Source organism: Citrobacter freundii complex sp. 2024EL-00216 (assembly GCF_043945515.1).
GTDB lineage: Bacteria > Pseudomonadota > Gammaproteobacteria > Enterobacterales > Enterobacteriaceae > Citrobacter > Citrobacter portucalensis.
Genome location: NZ_JBIMRA010000002.1, coordinates 85908 through 106640, shown reverse-complemented (window position 1 = coordinate 106640; position 20733 = coordinate 85908). Strand labels below are relative to the sequence as shown.

General features: G+C 52.2%; 18 protein-coding genes and 1 pseudogene. 6 read left to right on the top strand and 13 right to left on the bottom strand.

From position 1 onward, the window contains the following. The first annotated feature begins 8 nt into the window (after positions 1-8). Positions 9-272, top strand: a complete 264-nt coding sequence (pmrD, locus tag ACHHZ7_RS02925; RefSeq protein WP_032944066.1) for a signal transduction protein PmrD — start codon at positions 9-11, stop codon at positions 270-272. Between the two features lie 2 nt (positions 273-274). Here the strand turns inward: pmrD and arnF are convergent, their stop codons facing one another. The 8 genes and pseudogenes from arnF to nudI form a co-directional block, all read right to left on the bottom strand. Next, positions 275-661, bottom strand: a complete 387-nt coding sequence (gene arnF, locus ACHHZ7_RS02920) for a 4-amino-4-deoxy-L-arabinose-phosphoundecaprenol flippase subunit ArnF (RefSeq protein ID WP_003834713.1) — start codon at positions 659-661, stop codon at positions 275-277. After that, the gene (arnE, locus tag ACHHZ7_RS02915; protein ID WP_003834709.1) at positions 661-996 is read right to left on the bottom strand and encodes a 4-amino-4-deoxy-L-arabinose-phosphoundecaprenol flippase subunit ArnE; all 336 of its coding nucleotides are present in this window, start codon (positions 994-996) and stop codon (positions 661-663) included. Before arnE ends, arnF begins: the two co-directional genes overlap by 1 nt. Further along, a complete protein-coding gene (gene arnT / locus ACHHZ7_RS02910) occupies positions 993-2651 on the bottom strand; it encodes a lipid IV(A) 4-amino-4-deoxy-L-arabinosyltransferase (RefSeq protein ID WP_060683506.1) in 1659 nt (552 codons plus the stop codon). Before arnT ends, arnE begins: the two co-directional genes overlap by 4 nt. Further along, positions 2648-3550 (bottom strand): 4-deoxy-4-formamido-L-arabinose-phosphoundecaprenol deformylase, encoded by a 903-nt coding sequence (gene arnD / locus ACHHZ7_RS02905; protein WP_032944062.1) that lies wholly within the window; start codon positions 3548-3550, stop codon positions 2648-2650. Before arnD ends, arnT begins: the two co-directional genes overlap by 4 nt. Then, positions 3547-5530, bottom strand: a pseudogene (arnA, locus tag ACHHZ7_RS02900) (bifunctional UDP-4-amino-4-deoxy-L-arabinose formyltransferase/UDP-glucuronic acid oxidase ArnA). Before arnA ends, arnD begins: the two are co-directional and overlap by 4 nt. Then, complete coding sequence (gene arnC, locus ACHHZ7_RS02895) at positions 5527-6510, bottom strand: undecaprenyl-phosphate 4-deoxy-4-formamido-L-arabinose transferase (RefSeq protein WP_008785329.1); 984 nt, start codon at positions 6508-6510, stop codon at positions 5527-5529. Before arnC ends, arnA begins: the two are co-directional and overlap by 4 nt. A 2-nt stretch (positions 6511-6512) precedes the next feature. Next, positions 6513-7652: a UDP-4-amino-4-deoxy-L-arabinose aminotransferase gene (gene arnB, locus ACHHZ7_RS02890; RefSeq protein ID WP_020996681.1), complete on the bottom strand. Its 1140-nt coding sequence runs from the start codon at positions 7650-7652 to the stop codon at positions 6513-6515. A 287-nt stretch (positions 7653-7939) separates the two neighbouring features. Beyond that, the gene (gene nudI / locus ACHHZ7_RS02885) at positions 7940-8365 is read right to left on the bottom strand and encodes a nucleoside triphosphatase NudI (RefSeq protein WP_008785327.1); all 426 of its coding nucleotides are present in this window, start codon (positions 8363-8365) and stop codon (positions 7940-7942) included. A gap of 316 nt (positions 8366-8681) precedes the next feature. Between nudI and ACHHZ7_RS02880 the strand changes: the two genes are divergently transcribed. After that, positions 8682-9224 carry a YfaZ family outer membrane protein gene (locus ACHHZ7_RS02880; protein ID WP_008785326.1) on the top strand — a complete coding sequence of 181 codons (543 nt, stop codon included), beginning with the start codon at positions 8682-8684 and terminating at the stop codon, positions 9222-9224. A gap of 79 nt (positions 9225-9303) precedes the next feature. Then, complete coding sequence (locus tag ACHHZ7_RS02875) at positions 9304-10500, top strand: nicotinamide mononucleotide deamidase-related protein YfaY (protein ID WP_060683509.1); 1197 nt, start codon at positions 9304-9306, stop codon at positions 10498-10500. A 38-nt stretch (positions 10501-10538) separates the two neighbouring features. Here the strand turns inward: ACHHZ7_RS02875 and ACHHZ7_RS02870 are convergent, their stop codons facing one another. From ACHHZ7_RS02870 to glpA, 4 genes are all read right to left on the bottom strand, one after another. After that, the gene (locus ACHHZ7_RS02870) at positions 10539-11492 is read right to left on the bottom strand and encodes an Rpn family recombination-promoting nuclease/putative transposase (protein WP_192463877.1); all 954 of its coding nucleotides are present in this window, start codon (positions 11490-11492) and stop codon (positions 10539-10541) included. A 183-nt stretch (positions 11493-11675) separates the two neighbouring features. Further along, on the bottom strand, positions 11676-12866 hold the full coding sequence (gene glpC, locus ACHHZ7_RS02865) for an anaerobic glycerol-3-phosphate dehydrogenase subunit GlpC (RefSeq protein WP_003834686.1): 1191 nt from the start codon (positions 12864-12866) through the stop codon (positions 11676-11678). After that, positions 12863-14122 carry a glycerol-3-phosphate dehydrogenase subunit GlpB gene (glpB, locus tag ACHHZ7_RS02860; RefSeq protein ID WP_032944057.1) on the bottom strand — a complete coding sequence of 420 codons (1260 nt, stop codon included), beginning with the start codon at positions 14120-14122 and terminating at the stop codon, positions 12863-12865. The genes glpC and glpB overlap by 4 nt, the downstream gene beginning before the upstream one ends. Continuing rightward, complete coding sequence (glpA, locus tag ACHHZ7_RS02855; RefSeq protein WP_032944055.1) at positions 14112-15740, bottom strand: anaerobic glycerol-3-phosphate dehydrogenase subunit A; 1629 nt, start codon at positions 15738-15740, stop codon at positions 14112-14114. Before glpA ends, glpB begins: the two co-directional genes overlap by 11 nt. A gap of 270 nt (positions 15741-16010) precedes the next feature. Here glpA and glpT point away from each other — a divergent pair, with 270 nt between their 5' ends. Both glpT and glpQ read left to right on the top strand, forming a co-directional pair. After that, entirely contained in the window at positions 16011-17369 is a 1359-nt protein-coding gene (glpT, locus tag ACHHZ7_RS02850) for a glycerol-3-phosphate transporter (protein ID WP_003834677.1), read from the top strand. 3 nt (positions 17370-17372) lie between these two features. After that, the gene (gene glpQ / locus ACHHZ7_RS02845; protein ID WP_008785318.1) at positions 17373-18440 is read left to right on the top strand and encodes a glycerophosphodiester phosphodiesterase; all 1068 of its coding nucleotides are present in this window, start codon (positions 17373-17375) and stop codon (positions 18438-18440) included. 61 nt (positions 18441-18501) lie between these two features. On the opposite strand, the gene ACHHZ7_RS02840 is transcribed toward glpQ, so the two are convergent. Continuing rightward, complete coding sequence (locus tag ACHHZ7_RS02840) at positions 18502-19380, bottom strand: LysR family transcriptional regulator (protein ID WP_057066394.1); 879 nt, start codon at positions 19378-19380, stop codon at positions 18502-18504. 160 nt (positions 19381-19540) lie between these two features. Here ACHHZ7_RS02840 and ACHHZ7_RS02835 point away from each other — a divergent pair, with 160 nt between their 5' ends. Further along, entirely contained in the window at positions 19541-20731 is a 1191-nt protein-coding gene (locus tag ACHHZ7_RS02835) for an MFS transporter (RefSeq protein ID WP_048234859.1), read from the top strand. The last annotated feature ends 2 nt before the right edge of the window (positions 20732-20733 follow it).

Genomic DNA, 20733 nt, shown 5'->3' with positions numbered 1-20733 from the left:
GGTGCGCTATGGAATGGCATGTGAAGAAGACCTGCTGTCACAAAAAAGCAGGGAGGCTCTATATCGTACTTTGCGATAGCGGTGGTTCGCTCAAGATGCTTGCCCAGGCGCAATCATCTGAGCGGATTAAGCCCGGCGATCTTCTTTCGCCGCTGAAGGATGCTCAGTATTGTATTAACCGCGATACATCTCGGGTGATTAAGATCATTGATGCCAGACAGTATATCTGTGATGAATGGGAACGTCTGTTACGACTGTCTGAAGATAAGTAATCTCAGGGCTGGTGTTTGCGTGAAGGAAGAAAAATCGTCATTAACCCTGCCATGATGCACAGTACCCCTGCCAGCGCTTTCACTGAAAATGTTCCCTGCCAGCCGGGCAGGATCATTGAGGCAACCCACACCAGCACATAGCTCAGGCTGAGTAGGGCATAGGCTTTGCTCAGCGCGAGTTGGTGTAGGGCTTTATGCCAGCAAATCACTGACAGTAAATACCCTGTCAATCCGGCATATAAAGCAAACGCTCCGATACTGACAGAGAATACGGCAGAGATGAACGCCAGCGGCTGCAGCATTGGCGGCAGATTATCCATCGCAAAGCCGAGGCTCAACTGGGCGATGGAGGTGATCATCACGCTACATAATCCCCAAAATACGCCCATTACACTGCGCTCCCAAGAATAAATATGCCGGTAATGATCAGCCCAACGCCCAGCCAGTGGCGGGTTGTGACGGGTTCGCGCCAGATTTTCCATGCCGCGAGAGTTACCCATACAAAGTTAAGACTCAGCATGGGATAGGCAATACCGACAGGAATGTTTTGTAAAACCGCCAGCCATAGCAGCATGGCCAGACCGAGGCTTGCCAGAGCAAGCCCAATCCATTGCGTAATGTAGCGTTTTCGCGCACGAACAGACACCGGTCGGGTCGCCTGCTTCTGGCATAGCTGGCCGCAGACGCTGAGCAGGCTGGCGAGGACTAAGGCTATCCAGATCATTTGGGCCGATACTGAATCAGGACCAGACGCCCCTGATTATCAATGTAGTCAGCGGGAGGGATGGCAAGCTGATTAATATCTTCATTCTTATCAATCGAGAGCACGAGCGTAATGTTTCCTTGCTGTCGATGTTGCGCTAACCAGTCGGCAAAATTCTCCCGACTGACAAAGCGGCCTTGAGCATCCGGGTAGTTGAGGCCGTATTTTAACTCGCCCGTTTGTCCGTACATCATGATGTCGTCGCGCTTCAGGCTCCAGGCCAGTCCCGCAGCGACGCCAACGCTGTCGGTGAGAATATAACGGCTCGGCTCCAGCGATTCTTTGGTCATCTCGACAAAAAACTGCGGCTGTTTAGATTCCATCACCCGGTCAGGAATGGAGAAGCCAAATAACAGCGCCAGCCCTAATGGGCATAGTGCTGCGAATTTCCAGTTCTTCTCGCGGTTATTTAGCGTATACCAGCCAAAAATCGTCCAGATGATAAAGATGCCCCAGGCACAAAAAACCTTATACGTTTCGATATGCGACCAGACCGGCGTCTTCAATGGTCCCAGCGTGGAAACATTAAACGTAGCGACGATGCCGACGACACCAAATAGCACGTTGATCCAGCCATTGATGCGCAGGGATGCTGAGTCTTTTTCCGCAGCCTGCAGGCCGAAGCGCGCCGTTAATATCGCCAGCGGCGCGAAGCAGGAAAGAATATAGGTCGGCAGTTTTCCTTTCGCGATGCTGAAAAACAGAATTGGCATAATAATCCAGCTTAACAGGTACAGAGCACTGCGCGGAACATCCCGCTCACGCCAGCCCGTACGCAGCGCGCCGGGAAGCAGACCGAGCCACGGTAATGTGCCTGCCACAAATATCGGGATGTAGTACCAGATAGGAGCCTTATGCTGGGCATCATCCTGCGCAAAGCGCTGAATATGTTCAACCCAGAAGAAGTAATGCCAGAAATCCGGCTCGCGTTGTGCAATCGCTATACCCCACGGTAGTACGATCGCGATGCAGCCGATCACCGCCAGCAGACCGTAGAGAATGAGGTCTTTCCAACGCTTTTGGGCAAAAACCCATGGTAATACGCTAAGCACAGGGACGGCGAGTGCCAGAAAACCTTTGGTCATTACACCCATACCGCAGGTCAGCCCAAGCAACAAAAAAGCGATGATTTTGCGTGTTCTGGTGGTGGCCTGCATGCCTTCCCAAAAACAGCACATGCCCGCCATCAGCCAAAGCGCTATGATGGGATCAAGTACCGCGTAGGTGCCGATGCTGTAAACCGAAAAAAACGTTAAAAAGATAGCGGAGGAGAGTACGGCGGTACGCTTATCATGCCACAGTCGCATGGCAAGCCAGGCTACCAGTAATGCGGTCAACAAAGTGGCAAAAATAGCACCCGCTCTGACACCAAAATTATTGGCGCCAAACAACCATTGTCCGATGCTGTTCAACCAGTATCCGGCAATTGGTTTTTCAAAATAACGCAGCCCTAAAAAGTGTGGAACGATCCAGTCACCAGAGTTGAGCATTTCCCGGCTGATTTCAGCATAGCGCGTTTCATCAGGCTGCCAGAGCATACGGCTGTTGATAGGTAAAATAAAATACAGTGCGATTAAAGCGATAAATGCCAGAGTGTAGCGGGCAGCAGGTTTCATGGTGTCACACTCACCGGTTGTTGGCAGCCGAGCCATCCCTCTCTGCCGGGTATTTTTCCACGTACGATCTGTCCTAACGGCAGCGTACTGATGTCGTCAGGTAACTGCTCGCCAAGCGGGCAGAATGTCATCCCCATGTCCGCGGCGCGAGTAAGCAGCTCGTCAAAGTTCTGATGAAAGGCGATGCCTTCAACTTCCGCATGAATGGTGTACACCGGTGTTCCTCTGCTCATCTGGATGTGGGAGAGAATATAGGAGTTGAAGTCCACCGCCTGGACCTCCTGACCAACCACTTCATCCCATGTTGGTAGGGTGACGGGAATTTGCGGCGTCCCCGTTTTCCCGGATTCCAGCACCGGACGAAATAACGACGTTCCTCGACAGTCACTGTTATAGCGCAGATGGAATGCTTCTTTGGCATGGACGACACGGTTGTCGGCACGCCATCCGGCAACGGCAGAGCAGGTGACTGGCTGACCGATGATGGCTTCAAGTGTGGTGATACCTTGCGAAATATCATCAATCAGCTGTTTGTCATTCCAGTTTCCGCTTCGCGCCTGCCAGGCGTGATGATCCCAGGCATGCAAACCGGTTTCATGAATCTGGGCGGTTTGTGCAATGATTGCCGCGTTGGCCTGGCCAATCTCTTTTCCCGGCCATGCGGTTCCCGCCAATAAAATATCCCATCCGTAGAGTGATGCTGCGTTTGAACGCAGCATCTTCCACAGAAATTGTGGCTTCACCAGACGCCAGAGATGGCGTCCCATGTTGTCAGGCCCAACGCTAAAGAAAAAACTTGCCCGAACGTTATGTCGGTTTAATGTCTCCAGCAGGCGGGGCACGCCTTCGCGCGTCCCCCTGAATGTATCGACATCAATGCGCAAGCCTACTTTGGTCATGATGTGTGTTCCGTGATATCCACACTGCGTAAGAAGAAGTCCAGCGTCTCTTCTACCGTTTCCTGCATCTCAATGGTCGGTTCCCAGTTCAGGCAGCGTTTTGCATTGCGAATGTTAGGCTTACGATGCTCAACGTCTTGATAACCTTTACCGTAGTAGGTGCTGCTTTCGACGTCACGGAAACCGGCAAACGGCGGGAAGTGGTTACGCAACGGATGTTTTTCAAAGCAGGAAAGCAGCATTTCTGCCAGTTCCTGAATACTTGCTTCGTTCTGTGGATTACCGATGTTGATAATCTCACCGTCACAGCGGCCGCCTTCGTTTTCAATGATGCGGTACAGAGCTTCGATACCATCGCGAATGTCGGTAAAGCAGCGTTTTTGCTTACCGCCTTCAATCAGCTTAATCGGTGAACCTTCCACGAGGTTGAGGATCAGCTGTGTAATGGCGCGTGAGCTGCCGATACGCGCGGCGTTAAGGCTGTCCAGACGCGGTCCCATCCAGTTAAACGGGCGGAACAGGGTGAAGCGCAATCCCTCTTTTTCGCCGTACGCCCAGATAACACGGTCCAGCAGCTGCTTGGATACGGAGTAGATCCAGCGTGGTTTATTGACCGGACCGACGATCAGATTCGAACTGTCTTCATCAAAGACTTTGTCGGTACACATGCCGTAGACTTCGGAGGTTGACGGGAAAATGATGCGCTTGCGGTATTTCACGCAGTAACGAATGATTTTCAGGTTCTCTTCAAAATCGAGCTCAAATACGCGCAGCGGGTTGCGGGTATATTCGATAGGCGTTGCGATCGCCACCAGCGGCAGCACAACGTCGCATTTTTTCACATGATATTCAATCCATTCGGAGTGAATGCTGATATCACCTTCGACGAAATGGAATCGCGGATGTTGCAGGAAACGCCCAATGGCGTCGCTGCCAATATCGAGTCCATACACTTCGTAATTATCTTCTTGCAGCAGGCGCTCGGTCAGATGGTTACCAATGAAGCCGTTAACGCCGAGGATCAGTACGCGAGTACGGCGTTTGCTGGTGGTCACTGACTGGCTGTTCAGGCGAGAACCTGGCACCAGACCCAGAACTTGCGCCAGTTGTGAACCCTGCATTGCAATACCATCGCCAGCTTGTCCGGTAATAATCTCCAGTGCGCCATCGACACAGGCGATCTGTAAAGGAGACACGGAGATGACGGTGCCCGGCTGGGCCGCAATGTCGTTTGTGCAAACGCGCGATGACCAGACGGTGAACTTTTGCGTGCCGACATAGCTAAATGCACCCGGCCATGGATCGCTGACGGCACGGACCTGGTTATGTAATTCCGCAGTAGGCTTGTTCCAGTCGAGGAAGCTATCTTCCGGTGTGCGGCGACCAAAACAGGTCGCCTCTGCTTCCTGTTGGGGGAGTTCTGCATAATCTCCCGTTTTAATCGCGGGCAGCGCCTCTTCCAGCAGGTGACGCGCAGCCTGGCACAGCTTATGGTGCAGCGTTAACGCCACATCATCCGGTGAAATAGCGACACGCTGCTGGGCAACTATGGCACCAGCATCCGCGCGTTTAACCATGCGGTGAAGCGTGACGCCGGTTTCGGTTTCACCATTGACCAATACCCAGTTCAGCGGTGCGCGGCCACGGTATTTCGGCAGCAGCGAGCCGTGCAGATTAAATGCACCCTTAGGGGCAAGACTGAGGATCTCATCACTCAGTAAATGGCGATAGTAGAACGAGAAGATAACATCGGGTGCCAGTTGGCTAATGCGCTCAATCCACCAGGGGATGATTAACCTCGTCTGGGGCGTAAACCGGAATACCGGCGCTGGCCGCGAGGCGGGAAACAGATCCAAAAAACGCTTTTTCACCCGGGTTGTCGGTGTGCGTAAAAATGGCAGCGATTTCATAACCTGCATCCATCAAGGCCTGGACACCCTGACATCCCATATCGTGATAGGCAAATACGACGGCTTTCATGCGCGGTTTTCCTCGGTTGACTGCGTAGTTTGTGGGCGGATAACGTGTTGAACAAAATAGCGGGGGCGGGCGCGGACATCGTTATAGATGCGACCGATATATTCGCCGAGTAAACCCATGCCAATAAACTGTGCGCCGATAAAGGTAAACAGGACGGCAAACAGCATGAATACCCCTTCTGCTGCCCACTGTGGGCCGAGCGTCAGGCGCAGAACAACAAGCAGGACTGATAAGGTAAAGCCCGTGGCAGCGATCACGCTGCCCAGCAGGCTCAACATGCGAAGCGGTGTTGTGGTAAGGCAAGTCACCAGGTCATACATCAGGTTGATCAGACGCATGAAGCTGTATTTGGAGTCACCAAATTCACGCTCTGCATGATGTACCGGGATCTCCGTGGCGCGACGGGCAAAAATGTTGGCCAGAATAGGGATAAAGGTGCTGCGCTCCTGGCAATGCAGCATGGCATCGACGATGTGACGGCGATAGGCGCGTAGCATGCAGCCGTAGTCGCCCATTGCTTTACCGGTGGTTCGTTGGATCAGATGGTTGATCATTCGTGAGGCGGTCTTACGAAATACGCTATCCTGACGGTTCTGGCGTACCGTGCCTACCACATCGAAACCCTCATCTGCAGTGGCGACCAACCGTGGGATCTCCTCCGGCGGGTTTTGCAAATCAGCATCCAGCGTGATGATCAAGTCTCCGGTGACATGGCTGAAACCGGCCATAATCGCCGAGTGCTGTCCGTAATTACGATTCAGTAAAATAGAGACAATATGGCTGTTCGGTGCCTGAGAGGCGTCCATCATCAACTGAGCGGAACGGTCGCTGCTGCCGTCGTCGATTAGCAGAATTTCATAGTCTTTGCCCAATTTCTCGCAGGCGTCGCTGGTGCGTCTGATTAACTCTGGCAGGCTTTCCTGTTCATTAAAAACGGGAATAACAACCGAGACTTTTTTAATCGGTGTGGCTTCAAACATGCTCATTGTCCTGCTATCTCGCGAAGCGCCGTAATGACCCGCTGAGTGTCAGCGTCGGTCATGTCGGGGAATAACGGCAGCGAACAGATGCGTGCGCTATTCCATTCTGTATTTGGGAGCGAAAGGGTAGTGAAGCGTTCGCGATAATATTTTTGCGTATGGGCTGCACGAAAATGCAGGCCGGTGCCGATATCTTTGGCCTTCAGCGCTTCCATCAGGGCATCTCTGCTCAACCCGCAGCGCGTTTCATCAACACGAATGATGAATAAGTGCCAGGCATGAACGTGCGACCACTGCGGTAGGCTCAGCGGCTGGAATGGCGTATCGGCCAGCGCTTTTTGATAGTGCTGGGCAATTTGCGCCCGGCGTGAGTTCAGTTGCTCCAGCTTATTGAGCTGTACCAGCGCAATAGCGGCGTTAATATCCGTCAGGTTGTATTTGTATCCAGGTGCAAGCACTTCGGCTTGTGGTGCCCGGCCGTAGGTTTGTCGATCAAAAGCATCAACGCCCAGACCGTGAAACTTCAGGCTGCGAAGCCGCTGAGCGAGCTGGCTGTCGTCGGTAACGATCAGTCCACCTTCCGCACAGGTGATATTTTTAATAGCGTGAAACGAGAAGATTGCCGTGCCGCGAGCACCGACATGACGGCCCTTATACAATGTCCCTACGGCATGGGCTGCGTCTTCTATTACCGGGATTCCATAACGCTCGCCAATGGCATAAATTGCGTCGAGGTCGGCGGGGGCGCCAGCATAATGTACTGGAACAATGGCTTTGGTTCGTGGGGTAATAGCGGCTTCAATTTGCTCAGGTGTCACCATAAGCGTATCGTGGTCGACATCGATCATGACGGGCGTCGCCCCCAGCAAAACAATCATGTTGAGGGTAGAAACCCACGTCATCGACGGCGTAATGACCTCGTCGCCCGCACCAATGCCCAGCGCCATCAGCGTAATGTGCATTCCTGCAGTGGCGGAGCAAACGGCGACGGCATGCTTATTCCCCGTGAGCTGGCAAAAAGCCTCTTCCAACTGTTGATTTTTCGGGCCGGTGGTTATCCATCCAGAGTCCAGAACCGCCTTCACTGCGGCAAGTTCTTCAGCGCCCATGGCCGGGCGAGAGAAAGGCAAAAAGTCAGACATCATTATTCCTTCAAGCCATTTAACGCCACCGAAGTTTTATTTTTAGTGATAAACAGGGGCGTCGTTAATTATTTCATCAGGCTACAAAGGTTAATGACTGAAGGTTAATTTATCCTTAAGAGTTTAAGGTTTTGGAACGACAGCTAAATAGAGTTATTTTTTATTTATATTAATGAAATTAAAGTTTTTTTTTTGGTTTTTTTTGCGACATTGCTGTTTGCTATAAGTTGATGAGTGCAATGCCGCTATTCAGAATATTAATTTTATGCCGTTATTAAAATGATAACCTACAGTAACCCTTTCAAGGTTAACGTTTTACGCGTGGCGATATTTAAATCGTAGGCACTGAGATCTTCCGGTTTAACCCAGGCGAACGCCTGGAACTCTTCGTTAATCTTCACTTCACGATTCGCCGCGACACAATCGAAAATAAGATAAATCATGTAAATCTCTTCCTGGCTGCCATCAGCATAGGTTTTAGTGCGGATATCATCACTGAAGGTCCAGGGGGTAATTTCTGATAACACCAGCTGTTCGCCCAGCTCTTCCCTCACTTCACGGCGCAGAGCTTCTTCAATACGTTCGCCTGGTTCAACACCGCCGCCAGAAAGCGCCCACTGACCGGGAAACACACCGCGGTCGTCAGCCATTTTGCACAGCAAATAACAGCCATCGTTTTCAATTAATGGGCAAACAATCGTTCTTTGGCGCATAAGTTCAGTCCTTTAGGGGAGGTAGAGAAAATTCCATCATGCACGCATCTTACCTTTTGCTGACGCTAGAAAAAATGCTTCATCAATGAATAACGCCACTTTGGTTGGGAAAACAGGATGTTTGTTGAAAACGACCCTCTGCTACGCTCACATGTACAAATGACACAAGAATTTAACCTTATCCACATCTTCTGAGTAGTATTTAGTTACAATATGTCATTGCATCGCTTTTTTAGCTCATTGATTCCTCGCCATCTGACAGTACAATTCATCGGTTTTGGGGCTATGTTTTGATTCTCGCTGGAAAGGATAGAAAATGAAAAAAAGTTTAATGTTGGGTTTTGCCGGAATGCTGTTTGTTTCCGCGTCGGCGAGCGCGATTAGCATCAGCGGCCAGGCTGGCGAAGACTACACTAACCTGGGATTCGGTATGGGCACTGAGAGTACTGGTCTGGCCGTCAGCGGTAACTGGATGCATAACGATGACGACGGTGATGTTGCCGGGCTGGGTTTAGGTTTGAATATCCCACTGGGGCCGCTGATGGCGACCGTTGGTGGTAAAGGTGTTTATACTAATCCAAACGATGGCGATGAAGGCTATGCTGCCGCTGTCGGTGGTGGTTTACAATGGCCGATTGGCGATAGCTTCCGTCTGTTTGGTGAGTATTATTACTCTCCTGATTCACTTTCCAGCGGTATCGACAGCTATGAAGAAGCGAATGCCGGTGCGCGTCTGACCATTTTGCGTCCGCTGAGCATTGAAGCCGGTTATCGTTACCTGAACCTGGCAGGCAAAGACGGCAACCGTGATAACGCGATTGCTGATGGCCCGTACGTTGGGGTTAACGCCAGCTTCTAACATTTCTGGCGCGGCGTTCAGTCGCGCCTTCCCCCCTCCATGCGTTATAGTGTTTTCATCATAAAAGCAGGAGAACACGATGTTAAACGTGGAGATGCTATCCACAGGGGATGAAGTGTTGCACGGACAAATCGTCGACACCAATGCCGCCTGGCTGGCCGATTTTTTCTTTAATCAGGGTTTACCGCTAACACGCCGCAACACGGTAGGTGACAATCTTAACGATTTGGTCGCCGTTTTGCGTGAGCGTAGCGAGCACGCCGATGTACTGATCGTTAATGGCGGTCTGGGACCTACCAGCGATGATTTGAGCGCGCTGGCAGCGGCAACGGCAAAAGGCGAAGGGTTGGTGCTGCATGAAGCATGGCTGGCCGAGATGGAGCGATATTTCCGCGATCGTGGCCGCGTGATGGCGCCAAGCAACCGCAAACAGGCTGAACTTCCGGCCAGCGCTGAGTTTATCAATAATCCGGTGGGTACCGCGTGTGGGTTCGCCCTGAAGCTTAACCGCTGCCTGATGTTCTTTACACCAGGTGTACCGTCAGAATTCAAAGTCATGGTGGAGCATGAGATCCTGCCTCGTTTGCGTGAGCGTTTCTCTTTGGCTCAGCCCCCGTTATGCCTGCGATTAACCACCTTTGGCCGTTCTGAAAGCGACCTGGCGCAGAGTCTGGATCCGCTGCCGTTGCCTCCGGGAGTAACAATGGGTTATCGCTCCTCAATGCCAATTATTGAGCTGAAGCTGACCGGTCCGGATTCCCAACGGGAAGCGATGCTGGCGCTGTGGCCAGAAGTTAAGCGGGTTGCCGGGCAGAATATGATTTTTGAAGGTACGGAAGGCTTACCCGCGCAAATCGCCCGCACGTTGCAAGAACGGCAATACAGCCTGACGCTGAGCGAACAATTCACCGGTGGCCTGGTGGCATTGCAGCTTTCTCGTGCGAATGCGCCACTGTTGGCGAGTGAAGTGGTTCCGCCTCAGGAAGAAACGCTGGCGCAAACGGCGCATTGGATAACCGAGCGACGCAGTAAGCATTATGCTGGATTGGCACTCGCAATATCGGCTTTCGAAAACGAACATATTAACTTTGCGCTGGCCACGCCTGATGGGACGCATGCTTTGCGCGTACGGCTGAATGCAAATCGCTACAGCCTGGCGATTCGTCAGGAAGTGTGCGCGATGATGGCGCTAAATATGCTGCGCCGCTGGCTTAACAATCAGGATATCGCTAGCGAACACGGCTGGATTGAAGTGGTTGAGTCGTTGACGATTTAATCATTGATTGGGAAGGCTAAATGCCTTCCCAATCTGGCTCATGCGGTGGTATCGCCAGGCAATAGCCCGGTAATTAACTGAACTAAATCACGATCAATACCTTGTTCCAGCATTATGTGAGCGATACGTAAGGCTTCTTCTTGCGTACCTTTTTGCACCCCTTGTTCTAACCCTTTTTGCATTCCTTGTTCTAACCCTTGCTGTATCCCTTCTTGCAGTCCATTTTGGTGGCCTTCCTGCCTGAGTCTCTCTGCAATTGTCATCAGCTTCTCCTTGTGATGGGGGGATCGTTCGGCAACTTCGCGGATAAACTCGCTGACGCGAGAAACGTCGCCGTACCGTATCAGGTAATTAAATAGCGTTTGTAGCTGGCTGTCATTAGCAGTGCTTGTAACTAATAGCGAGACCAGGCGGTCCACTAACCCCATTAAATCACGATCGCGGATATGTTTTTGCATCAACTCAAGCAGCGCAACCCTGCGATGCTGCGCGATTTCATCGTCAGGTATTACGGTAATGTCGACCAGCGGAAAAGCCTCTGAATACAGTTGTCGCGCCAGTTGCGGATTATCAAATTCATCCAGCCAGTTGAGCGACCAGGGATAGGGAGTTTGTTGACCGTGATAAAATAACATGGGGATCACCAGCGGCAGCGTTTTATTCCCGGCATCAAGATGATGCTGCATCGCCGCGGTGGCATAACGCATCAGGCGAAATGCCATATGCGGTACCGCGGTACTCTGATGTTCAATAACACAATAAATATAGCCCTGACCTTCGCGGGTTTTTAGTGACCACACTACGTCGGAGTAGTATGCGCGGAGATCTTGTTCGATAAAACTGGTGGACTCCAGCTTCAGCGTTTGTAAATCACATATCTCACGTAATGCGATAGGAAGGTGTATATCCAGAAAATCCCGAGCCATCTCAGGGTAAGACATTATCTTTTTAAAAACGGCACCATGTGGTGTAGATGTAGTGGATTTAGCCATGGTAGTCCGTCACCAGAAAGAGAAGATGGCGTGACGGTATCCACTTTTAATATGCGCTGCATGCGGGAAATGGGTTCTTTGCGTGGGTGAATCAGAGATAAATACGTCCGACTGCAACGTATTCAATTAAGCGGAACGGGCTACGCAAAAATGCCCGGTAGCAAACGCCACCGGGCAACAGAGTTAACCTAACGCTTTGGCAAGCAGGGTGATAGGATGTTCGCAGCGTTTGCTTGTTGACATCTCAATCTGCCATTTACAGGTTTCGCAGTCGGTGACGACGATATCAGCGCCGCTTTCTTCAATTTGGCGGAATAACGGTGCGCCAATCGATTGTGATGTCGGGTAGTTTTCCTTTTTAAAGCCGTAAGTCCCGGCAATCCCGCAACACTGAGAATCCAGCACCGTCAGCTCCAGCCCTGGAATTTGTCGCAGTAGCTCCAGCGTATAGAGCGTCCAGCCCATTTTCTCCATGTGACATGGCGTGTGATAGACCACCTTCAGCGGCAGCGTTTTCAGCGGCAGCGTTTTACCTTCATCCAGCTTGCGCCACAGCCAGCGGGTTGCCAGTTCAATGTGTTCACGCAGGCCTGAGTTGTCGACATCCAGCACTTCCGGATATTCATCACGTAGCGCAAAGGTACAGGTTGATGAGGTGGCGATCACCGGAATGCCTTTGCCATCAATCGCCTCCCTGAGTGAGGCCACGTTGCTTACTGCCTGCTTACGCGCTTTATCGGTAAAACCGTTGGCAATCAGCGGTACGCCGCAGCATTTCTCTTTACTCAGCAGTTGCACGCCAGTACCCATCGCATTCAACACCTTGATCAGGTCTTTGCCGAGCTGGGGATGGTTGTAATTCACAAAACAGCCGTGGAAAAAGGCGACCTGATCCTGGTACTGCGCCTGCTGTGCGGCAACGCTGCGATACCAGCGGCGGAAGGTGCCAAAGGAGTACTTCGGCAGCGTACGGCGATGATCGATTTTTAACGCGTAATCCAGCAACTGACGTACCGGTTTTAATGAGGTGGCGGTATTCACTATTGGGGCGAAGGGGGTGGATACGCTGCCCATTAAATCGGTATGACTTAAGACAAAGTTACGCAACGATGGGCGCGTCGTGTCGTATTTGGCGCGCGCGCGCTGGATGATATCGCCGATTTTCACGTCTGACGGACAGGCCACTTCGCAGCGCTTACAGTTGATGCAGTATTTCAGCGCGTCGTCATATAGCGCGCCATCTTTCAGGCGCAGACGTTCACCGTCCGGGCCAGCCTGCTTAGGACCCGGGTAGCTCGGATTGACGCGGCTTACCGGGCAGGCGGTGGTGCACACCGTACATTTGATACAACTTTCAAAACGTGTGTCGCTCATTGCTGTCCTCCTGCACGTTTCGCAATATGATGCGCGGCATGTAAGGCGCTAACTGCGCACACGCCGCCTCCACAACCCTGGGCGATAGGGTCGAATCCGCCGAGGACAGAACCGATGGCATACATGTTCTCTATCGTTTTTCCCGCCAGTGATGGACGCAATGCGGAATCGGTTGTTACGCCAAACTGTTGCCACGGTTGTGGATCGAAAACATCACGCTGATACCACTCGGCGCGGGTAGCTGTTTGCTGTACATCCAGTCCCAGGATTGGTTCATGGATTGCCTCACGCGTGGCGACCAGCCCGCTGCTGAAGAAGCTGCCGCTGGCGAGCACGGCGAAACGTGGCCGCAAGGGGATATCGGCATGATTTCGGGTCCAGATTTCGCTGACCACGCCATCCTGACAGGTGATTTTTTTCACTTCATCACCCGGCATCCACACACCGCCCTGGCGCACAAACTGGCGCTGTAATTTGTTGTGCAAACGCATGCCCAGTACCGAAGGTGGTAGGGTCGGTAACAGTGTCAGCGAGCAGGGGAGGCGCTCGTTAAGCCACTGCCAGAGCCGCTCATCGGCCAGACCAAAGCATGCCGGCATGATTATCATGTCGCAGGTTTTTGCCATTGGCAGCAATGCGTCATAGAGCAGCGACCATTTATCTTCGTTATCCAGCAGGCGCGCAATATTAACGGCACGAAACTCGGTTGGGTTATCACGCAGGACATCCAGCTCCGGTAGCTCGATTTCTGCCGTCTCGACGCTGAGATTGCGTTGGCGTAATGACGCCGCGGCGAGATGCGCCTGAAAATCCAGTAACCCGCTAATCCCTACAACGCAGATACGCTGCGCGGACAGCGGCCAGACCGGCACTTCCGGGGAACTTAACCAGGTTGAGCGCAGGGTGCCCAGCGGGGTAACACGTTGATGTGCCTGATGCACTTTGCCCTGCAAATGCGTTCCGCATTCTTCCAGTAAATTTTGCGCCTGTTGGGCCAGTTCCAGAACGTTCTGCGTTCCGATGGTGCTATACGGATGTGCGGGTGCCTGAGTGCGCAGCGCATTCAAACCCGCTTCTATATCCGTCACCGGCTGACCATCGGGTAAGCTGCTGAGCAAATCCAGTGAGCCGGAGGAAAAATGCAGGGCGCTTTGGCCGCGGGTAACAATCGTGCAGCGCAGTCCGCTTTTTTGCAGTTGCAGGCCACATAGCAGTCCGGCGAGGCCGCCGCCGATAATGACGGTATCAAATTTCATCCTGGTGCTCCTTTTCCAGACCACACAACCCTTGATAAACCCAGCGCGTGAATTCGCTTTCGCGCAGCGCATCTCCCCAGGCGATAGGCTGCACGCCTTTCCAGCGTTCGTTGAGGAAGTCGGAAAGCTGGGTAATGGACTGCGCTGCGGTAGTGACATTGAAACGTTGCAGCAAACCTGCGGCGCGACAGGCACACAATTCGCCCTGGCAGGTCCCCATTCCAACACGGGTACGGCGACGCAAATCGAGCAGGCTGTTGACGGTTAAATTCTCGACGGCGTATTGCACTTCGCCTGCGGTGACTGCTTCGCATTCACAGACCAGACTGCGGTGCTGGCGGCCTTCGCTAAGCCACGCAGGGGTGCGATCGCCGTGACGGTAGACCGCCGAGCCGCGCAGTGGAGCTGGCAATGAGATCACGCGTTTAAGCGTATGCTCGGTAGATTCCTGTGAGCCAGGCAGCGCGGTGTCTGCCGTTGTGCAAGGCTGGGTATTGCCCAGCTTACGGCAAACGGCATCGGTGGCCCATTCCGCCATCAGGCGGTAGGTCATCAGTTTGCCGCCGGTAATGGTGATAAACCCTTCCAGTCCGTCACGTTCAGCGTGATCGAACAGTACAATCCCACGGCTGACGTTACGACCGCTTGGGTCGTCGTCGCTAGCCACCAGCGGGCGTACGCCAGAATAGGCGCGTAAAATGCGCGTTTTCGCCATAATCGGCGCCAGCTTCTCGCCTTCACGCAGCAGAATATCGACCTCTTCTGCGGTGACGCGGTTGCTGTCGATATCGTCGTAATCAATGTGCTGTGAGGTGGTACCGATCAGTGAAATGGTATCGCCAGGCACCAGAATATCGGCGTCAGAGGGCTTACGGCAGCGGTTAATGACATGCTGGTTAATGCGATGATCCATAATCAGCAACGAACCTTTGGCCGGGAACATACGGATGCTCAGATCGGCATATTCCGCAATGCGTTGACCCCAGATCCCAGCGGCGTTGACGACAACCGGTGCATGCAGGGACTGCATTTCGCCTGTCAGATGATTGCGCACGTTAACGCCGCAAACCGTTGCGCCTTCGCGGATCAGTCCCGTCACTTCATGCGCCGTTAAGATAACCGCGCCATGCTCACGCGCATCCAGCATGTTAGCTGCTGTTAAGCGGAAAGGATCGACCGTGCCGTCTGGTACTTTTACTGCACCAATCAGCTGTGGATTCACAGAAGGTTCGATAATACGTGCCTGCTGAGGGTCAATCGCTTCTGCGCGAATCCCTGCCTCTTCACAGGCGCGAATAAAGGTAGCCTGGAAGGACAGCTCATCCTCCGGCAGAGTAATAAACAGACCGTCCGTTGGCTCAACGCAATGACGGGCGATACGTTTCAGAATTTGGTTTTCGCTGATGCACTCACGGGCAGATTCAGCGTCGGTGACGGCGTAGCGTGCACCGCTGTGCAGCAGACCGTGGTTGCGCCCGGTCGCACCTGTGGCGATATCGTGGCGTTCCACTAAGATGACGCGCAACCCGCGCAGCGCACAGTCACGTGCGATCCCTGCACCTGTTGCTCCTCCACCAATGATAATCACGTCACTTGTTTGCGAGTCGCGAGTTTTCATTGTTTTTCCTCACAGTTCGTTTTTTATCATTTAGCCACATAAAAAACATGGATTGTTTGATTTCGCGCATAATCGCTCATTATTCGAAAATGAAACGTGATTTCGTGCGCCTTTATGAACATTTGTCATAAATCTGTAACAATATGTGCTGCGTTTCACATTTTTGTTATGTATCTTTCCTTAACATCGCGGCCACACTGGGAGCGGTAGGGTAGTAATGACGAACTGCAGTGTTTACTTCGAATGAAAGACGGCCACGGAGGCTACACTATGTTGAGCATTTTTAAACCAGCGTCACACACGGCGCGTTTACCTGCAGCGGAGATCGACCCGACATATCGTCGATTACGTTGGCAGATTTTTCTGGGGATTTTCTTTGGTTATGCCGCGTACTATCTGGTACGTAAGAACTTTGCCCTTGCGATGCCGTATCTGGTTGAACAAGGTTTCTCGCGTGGCGATCTGGGTTTTGCGTTGTCCGGTATCTCCATTGCTTACGGATTTTCGAAATTCATCATGGGGTCCATTTCGGATCGCTCGAATCCGCGCGTTTTCCTGCCAGCCGGTCTGATACTGGCCGCCGCAGTGATGCTGTTCATGGGCTTTGTGCCGTGGGCGACATCGAGCATTGCTATTATGTTTGTGCTGCTGTTCCTCTGCGGATGGTTCCAGGGGATGGGCTGGCCGCCGTGTGGCCGTACCATGGTGCACTGGTGGTCGCAGAAAGAGCGTGGAGGCATTGTTTCCGTCTGGAACTGTGCGCATAACGTGGGTGGCGGTCTGCCTCCGCTGTTGTTCCTGCTGGGTATGGCCTGGTTCAATGACTGGAAAGCGGCGCTGTATATGCCTGCTTTCGGTGCGATCGTCGTCGCGCTGATTGCTTTTGCCCTGATGCGTGATACGCCGCAGTCCTGTGGTCTGCCGCCTATCGAAGAGTATAAGAACGACTATCCGGACGATTACACCGAGAAAGCGGAAGAAGAGCTGACTGCGAAGCAGATCTTCATGCAGTACGTACTGCCGAACAAACTGTTGTGGTACATCGCTATCGCTAACGTGTTTGTTTATCTGCTGCGTTACGGCATCCTGGACTGGTCACCGACCTACCTGAAAGAAGTGAAGCATTTCGCACTGGACAAATCATCCTGGGCCTACTTCCTGTATGAGTATGCGGGTATTCCGGGCACGCTGCTGTGCGGCTGGATGTCGGATAAAGTCTTCCGTGGTAACCGTGGCGCGACCGGCGTGTTCTTTATGACGCTGGTAACTATTGCGACCATCGTTTACTGGATGAACCCGGCAGGCAACCCGAACGTGGATATGGCTTGTATGATCATCATCGGCTTCCTGATCTACGGTCCGGTAATGTTGATTGGTCTGCACGCGCTGGAACTGGCACCGAAAAAAGCGGCGGGAACGGCGGCTGGCTTTACCGGTCTGTTCGGTTATCTCGGCGGTTCTGTGGCCGCGAGCGCCATTGTTGGCTACACCGTTGACTTCTTCGGTTGGGACGGCGGCTTTATGGTGATGATTGGCGGTAGCGTGCTGGCGGTTATTCTGCTGGTAGTCGTCATGATTGGCGAAAAACGCCATCACGAAGAGATGGAACTGAAGCGTAACGGGGGCTAATAGATGAAAACCACATTGAAAAGTCTCAGCGTGGCGCTGATGCTCGCAGGTATGGTGGTCAGCAGTGCAGCGGTTGCCGCAGATAAAATCGTGATTGCGCATCGTGGCGCCAGCGGTTATCTGCCGGAGCATACGCTGCCAGCAAAGGCGATGGCCTATGCCCAGGGGGCGGATTATCTGGAGCAGGATTTGGTTATGACCAAGGATGACCATCTGGTCGTCCTGCATGACCACTATCTTGACCGCGTCACCGATGTTGCCGAGCGTTTTCCGGATCGTGCGCGTAAAGATGGGCGTTACTACGCCATCGACTTTACGCTGGATGAAATTAAATCGCTGAAATTTACCGAAGGCTTCGATATCGAAAATGGCAAAAAGGTCCAGACCTACCCAGGGCGCTTCCCGATGGGTAAATCTGATTTCCGCGTGCACACGTTCGAAGAAGAGATTGAGTTTGTTCAGGGATTAAATCATTCCACCGGTAAAAACATCGGTATTTACCCGGAAATGAAAGCGCCGTGGTTCCATCACCAGGAAGGGAAGGACATTGCGGCTAAAACGCTGGAAGTACTGAAAAAGTACGGGTATACCGACAAGAACGACAAGGTCTATCTACAGTGTTTTGATGTTGCAGAGTTGAAGCGCATTAAAAATGAACTGGAACCGAAGATGGGGATGGATCTCAATCTGGTACAGTTGATTGCGTACACTGACTGGAATGAAACCCAGGAGAAAAAGCCGGACGGTAGTTGGGTTAATTACAACTACGACTGGATGTTTAAACCGGGTGCCATGAAGCAGGTTGCGCAGTATGCGGACGGCATTGGGCCGGACTATCACATGCTGATTGATGAGAAGTCGAAGAAGGGCAATATCTCGTTAACAGGCATGGTGCAGGACGCACATCAGAATAAGATGGTTGTGCATCCTTATACCGTTCGCGCCGATCAACTGCCGGATTACACCACTGACGTAAACCAGCTGTATGACATTCTTTATAACAAGGCGGGCGTGGACGGGCTGTTCACCGACTTCCCCGACAAAGCAGTGAAATTCTTGAATAAAGAGTGATGGCGTAAGGCCTGTGATGCACCTCCGGTCACAGGCCTTAATGGATGAAACGTTTTAACTGCTAGATAAGGCCGTCTGCTGTCAACGTTTCCATACATGCCTGCAGGAGAAATAAAGGGCTGCCGTCCACCGGCGGCTCTTTTGCCAGTAAGGATATCTGTCGATAGAACGTCGGTTCCAGCGGGACTGAGCGTACTTTCCCACCAACCGCCTTCAGCGTTAATTCCGGTAATAACGCTATACCCAGCCCCTGACGAATAAAGCTCATCGCGGTATCCGGATGGTTAAACTCGTATTTAATGACCGGTTCAATTCCCTTCTCTTTAAATAGCGCCATGATGCTTAATTCATAGCGACCTTTGCTGATAATGAGCGGTTCTCCAACCAGTTGTTCCACTGAAATCGTTCTATTGGCCGCCAGCGGATGGCTTTCAGGAACTACAACGGTAAATTTGTCGCGATACACCGGTACGCAGTACATGCCATTTACCGGGAAATGCACAAATCCCGCATCGATATCTCCACTGCGCAGGGAATCAACGATTGCCGTGCTGTTTTCTTCATAAGGGATAATTTTGATATGCGGGTGATGCTGTTCGAAGTGGTGGATGATGCCGGGCAAAATGCAGGCACAGGCGCTGGGAAAGCAGCCGATACGCAGGGTTCTGGCCGGGTTTTGTCGCTCTTGCTCGGCAATCTCTTTCACCGCGTTGGTTTCAGACACGATCGTCCGCAGGTGTGAAACGATCCGACTCCCGGCCGGACTAAGTTGAATGTCTTTGCGGCGTTCGCGGATAAGAATATCAACCCCTAGTTCTTCCTCTAGCGCTGAAATTGCCTGGCTAACGGCGGATTGGGTCATGTACAGCCGCTTGCTGGCTTCGGTAAAACCACCGTACTCAAGTACGGCAAGCAGGGCGTGGATCTGGGTTAATGTCATTAGCTCCCTCTAATCAACAATATTAAAACGATTAATTTCTCTAATATAATGGACCTGTTTATACTTGCGGTCTACCGTAAAATCACACTTCGACGCACCTGTCCGTAGTTCAGTTGAGCTGAGCGTTGCCTGCGTGCGCCGTCTGGACAGGTTGTCGAATATGAAAGAAAAACTGTGGACGAAAGATTTTTGGGCAATAACGATAATCAGCTTTATTATATTTTTTGTTTTTTATGTCCTGCTCACGCTGTTACCGATCTATATTTCGGATCGCCTGCATGCCACTCCAGATAAGGCCGGATTATTAGTCACCTTCTTTTTGGGGGCCGCAATTGTTGTGCGCCCGTTTGCGGGACAATGGGTAGGAAAATATTCGAATAAAACAATTCTGGTGCTCTCTTCTCTGGCCTTTTTGGTGGTCACTGCGCTGTATCCTGTTTGCCACTCAATTGAATCACTGCTGTTGATTCGGGTGCTTCATGGTGTAACGTTTGGCGTTATTACCACGGTAAAAGGAACGATTTCCGCGCGGTTGATACCGGCCTCCCGACGTGGGGAGGGCATCAGTTTTTTCTCGTTAGCCATGGGACTGGCAATGGTTGTGGGGCCGTGGGTAGGGCTGAACATGGCACGCTGGGAAGCTTTTACCACTGCATTCTGGCTGTGTAGCGCGGTTGCCGTACTGGGTATTATCCTGTCATTGATTGTCGCCGTACCGCCGGTTATCCGTCATGCTGACGGCTCAAAACCGAAGCTGGGATTTGCTGCAATGTTTGATCGCGCCGCACTGCCTTTCGCGATGGTGACGTTTTTCATGACCTTTTCCTACGCGGGCGTTTCCGCTTTTCTCGCACTGTATGCGCGCGAGCTCGATCTGATGGCCGCCGCCAGTAATTTCCTGTTGTGTTACGCCATTTGCCTGATGATCTGTCGAACCTTTACCGGCAATGTTTGTGATAAAAAAGGGCCGAAATACGTGGTCTATCCGTGTTTGCTGGCTTTCACCGTCGGGCTGGTGGCGCTTGGCTATACTAACGGCAGCATTATGATGATTATTTCCGGTGGATTAATTGGCATCGGTTATGGTTCGGTCACACCCGTATTTCAGACACAAATTATTAGTTCGGTGGAACCGCATAAAATTGGTATCGCCAATTCGCTGTTTTTCAATGCGATGGATGCGGGAATGGCAATCGGCGCGTTTATCATGGGGATGATGGTCGAGGGCGTGGGATATCGGGCGATTTATCTGGTGGGTGCGCTGCTGGTGGTACTGGCCGGGGCGCTGTATATCATGCAGATGAAAAAACGCGGAGACGTGGTACTGGTCTCCGCGCATGAAGTTCACTAAAC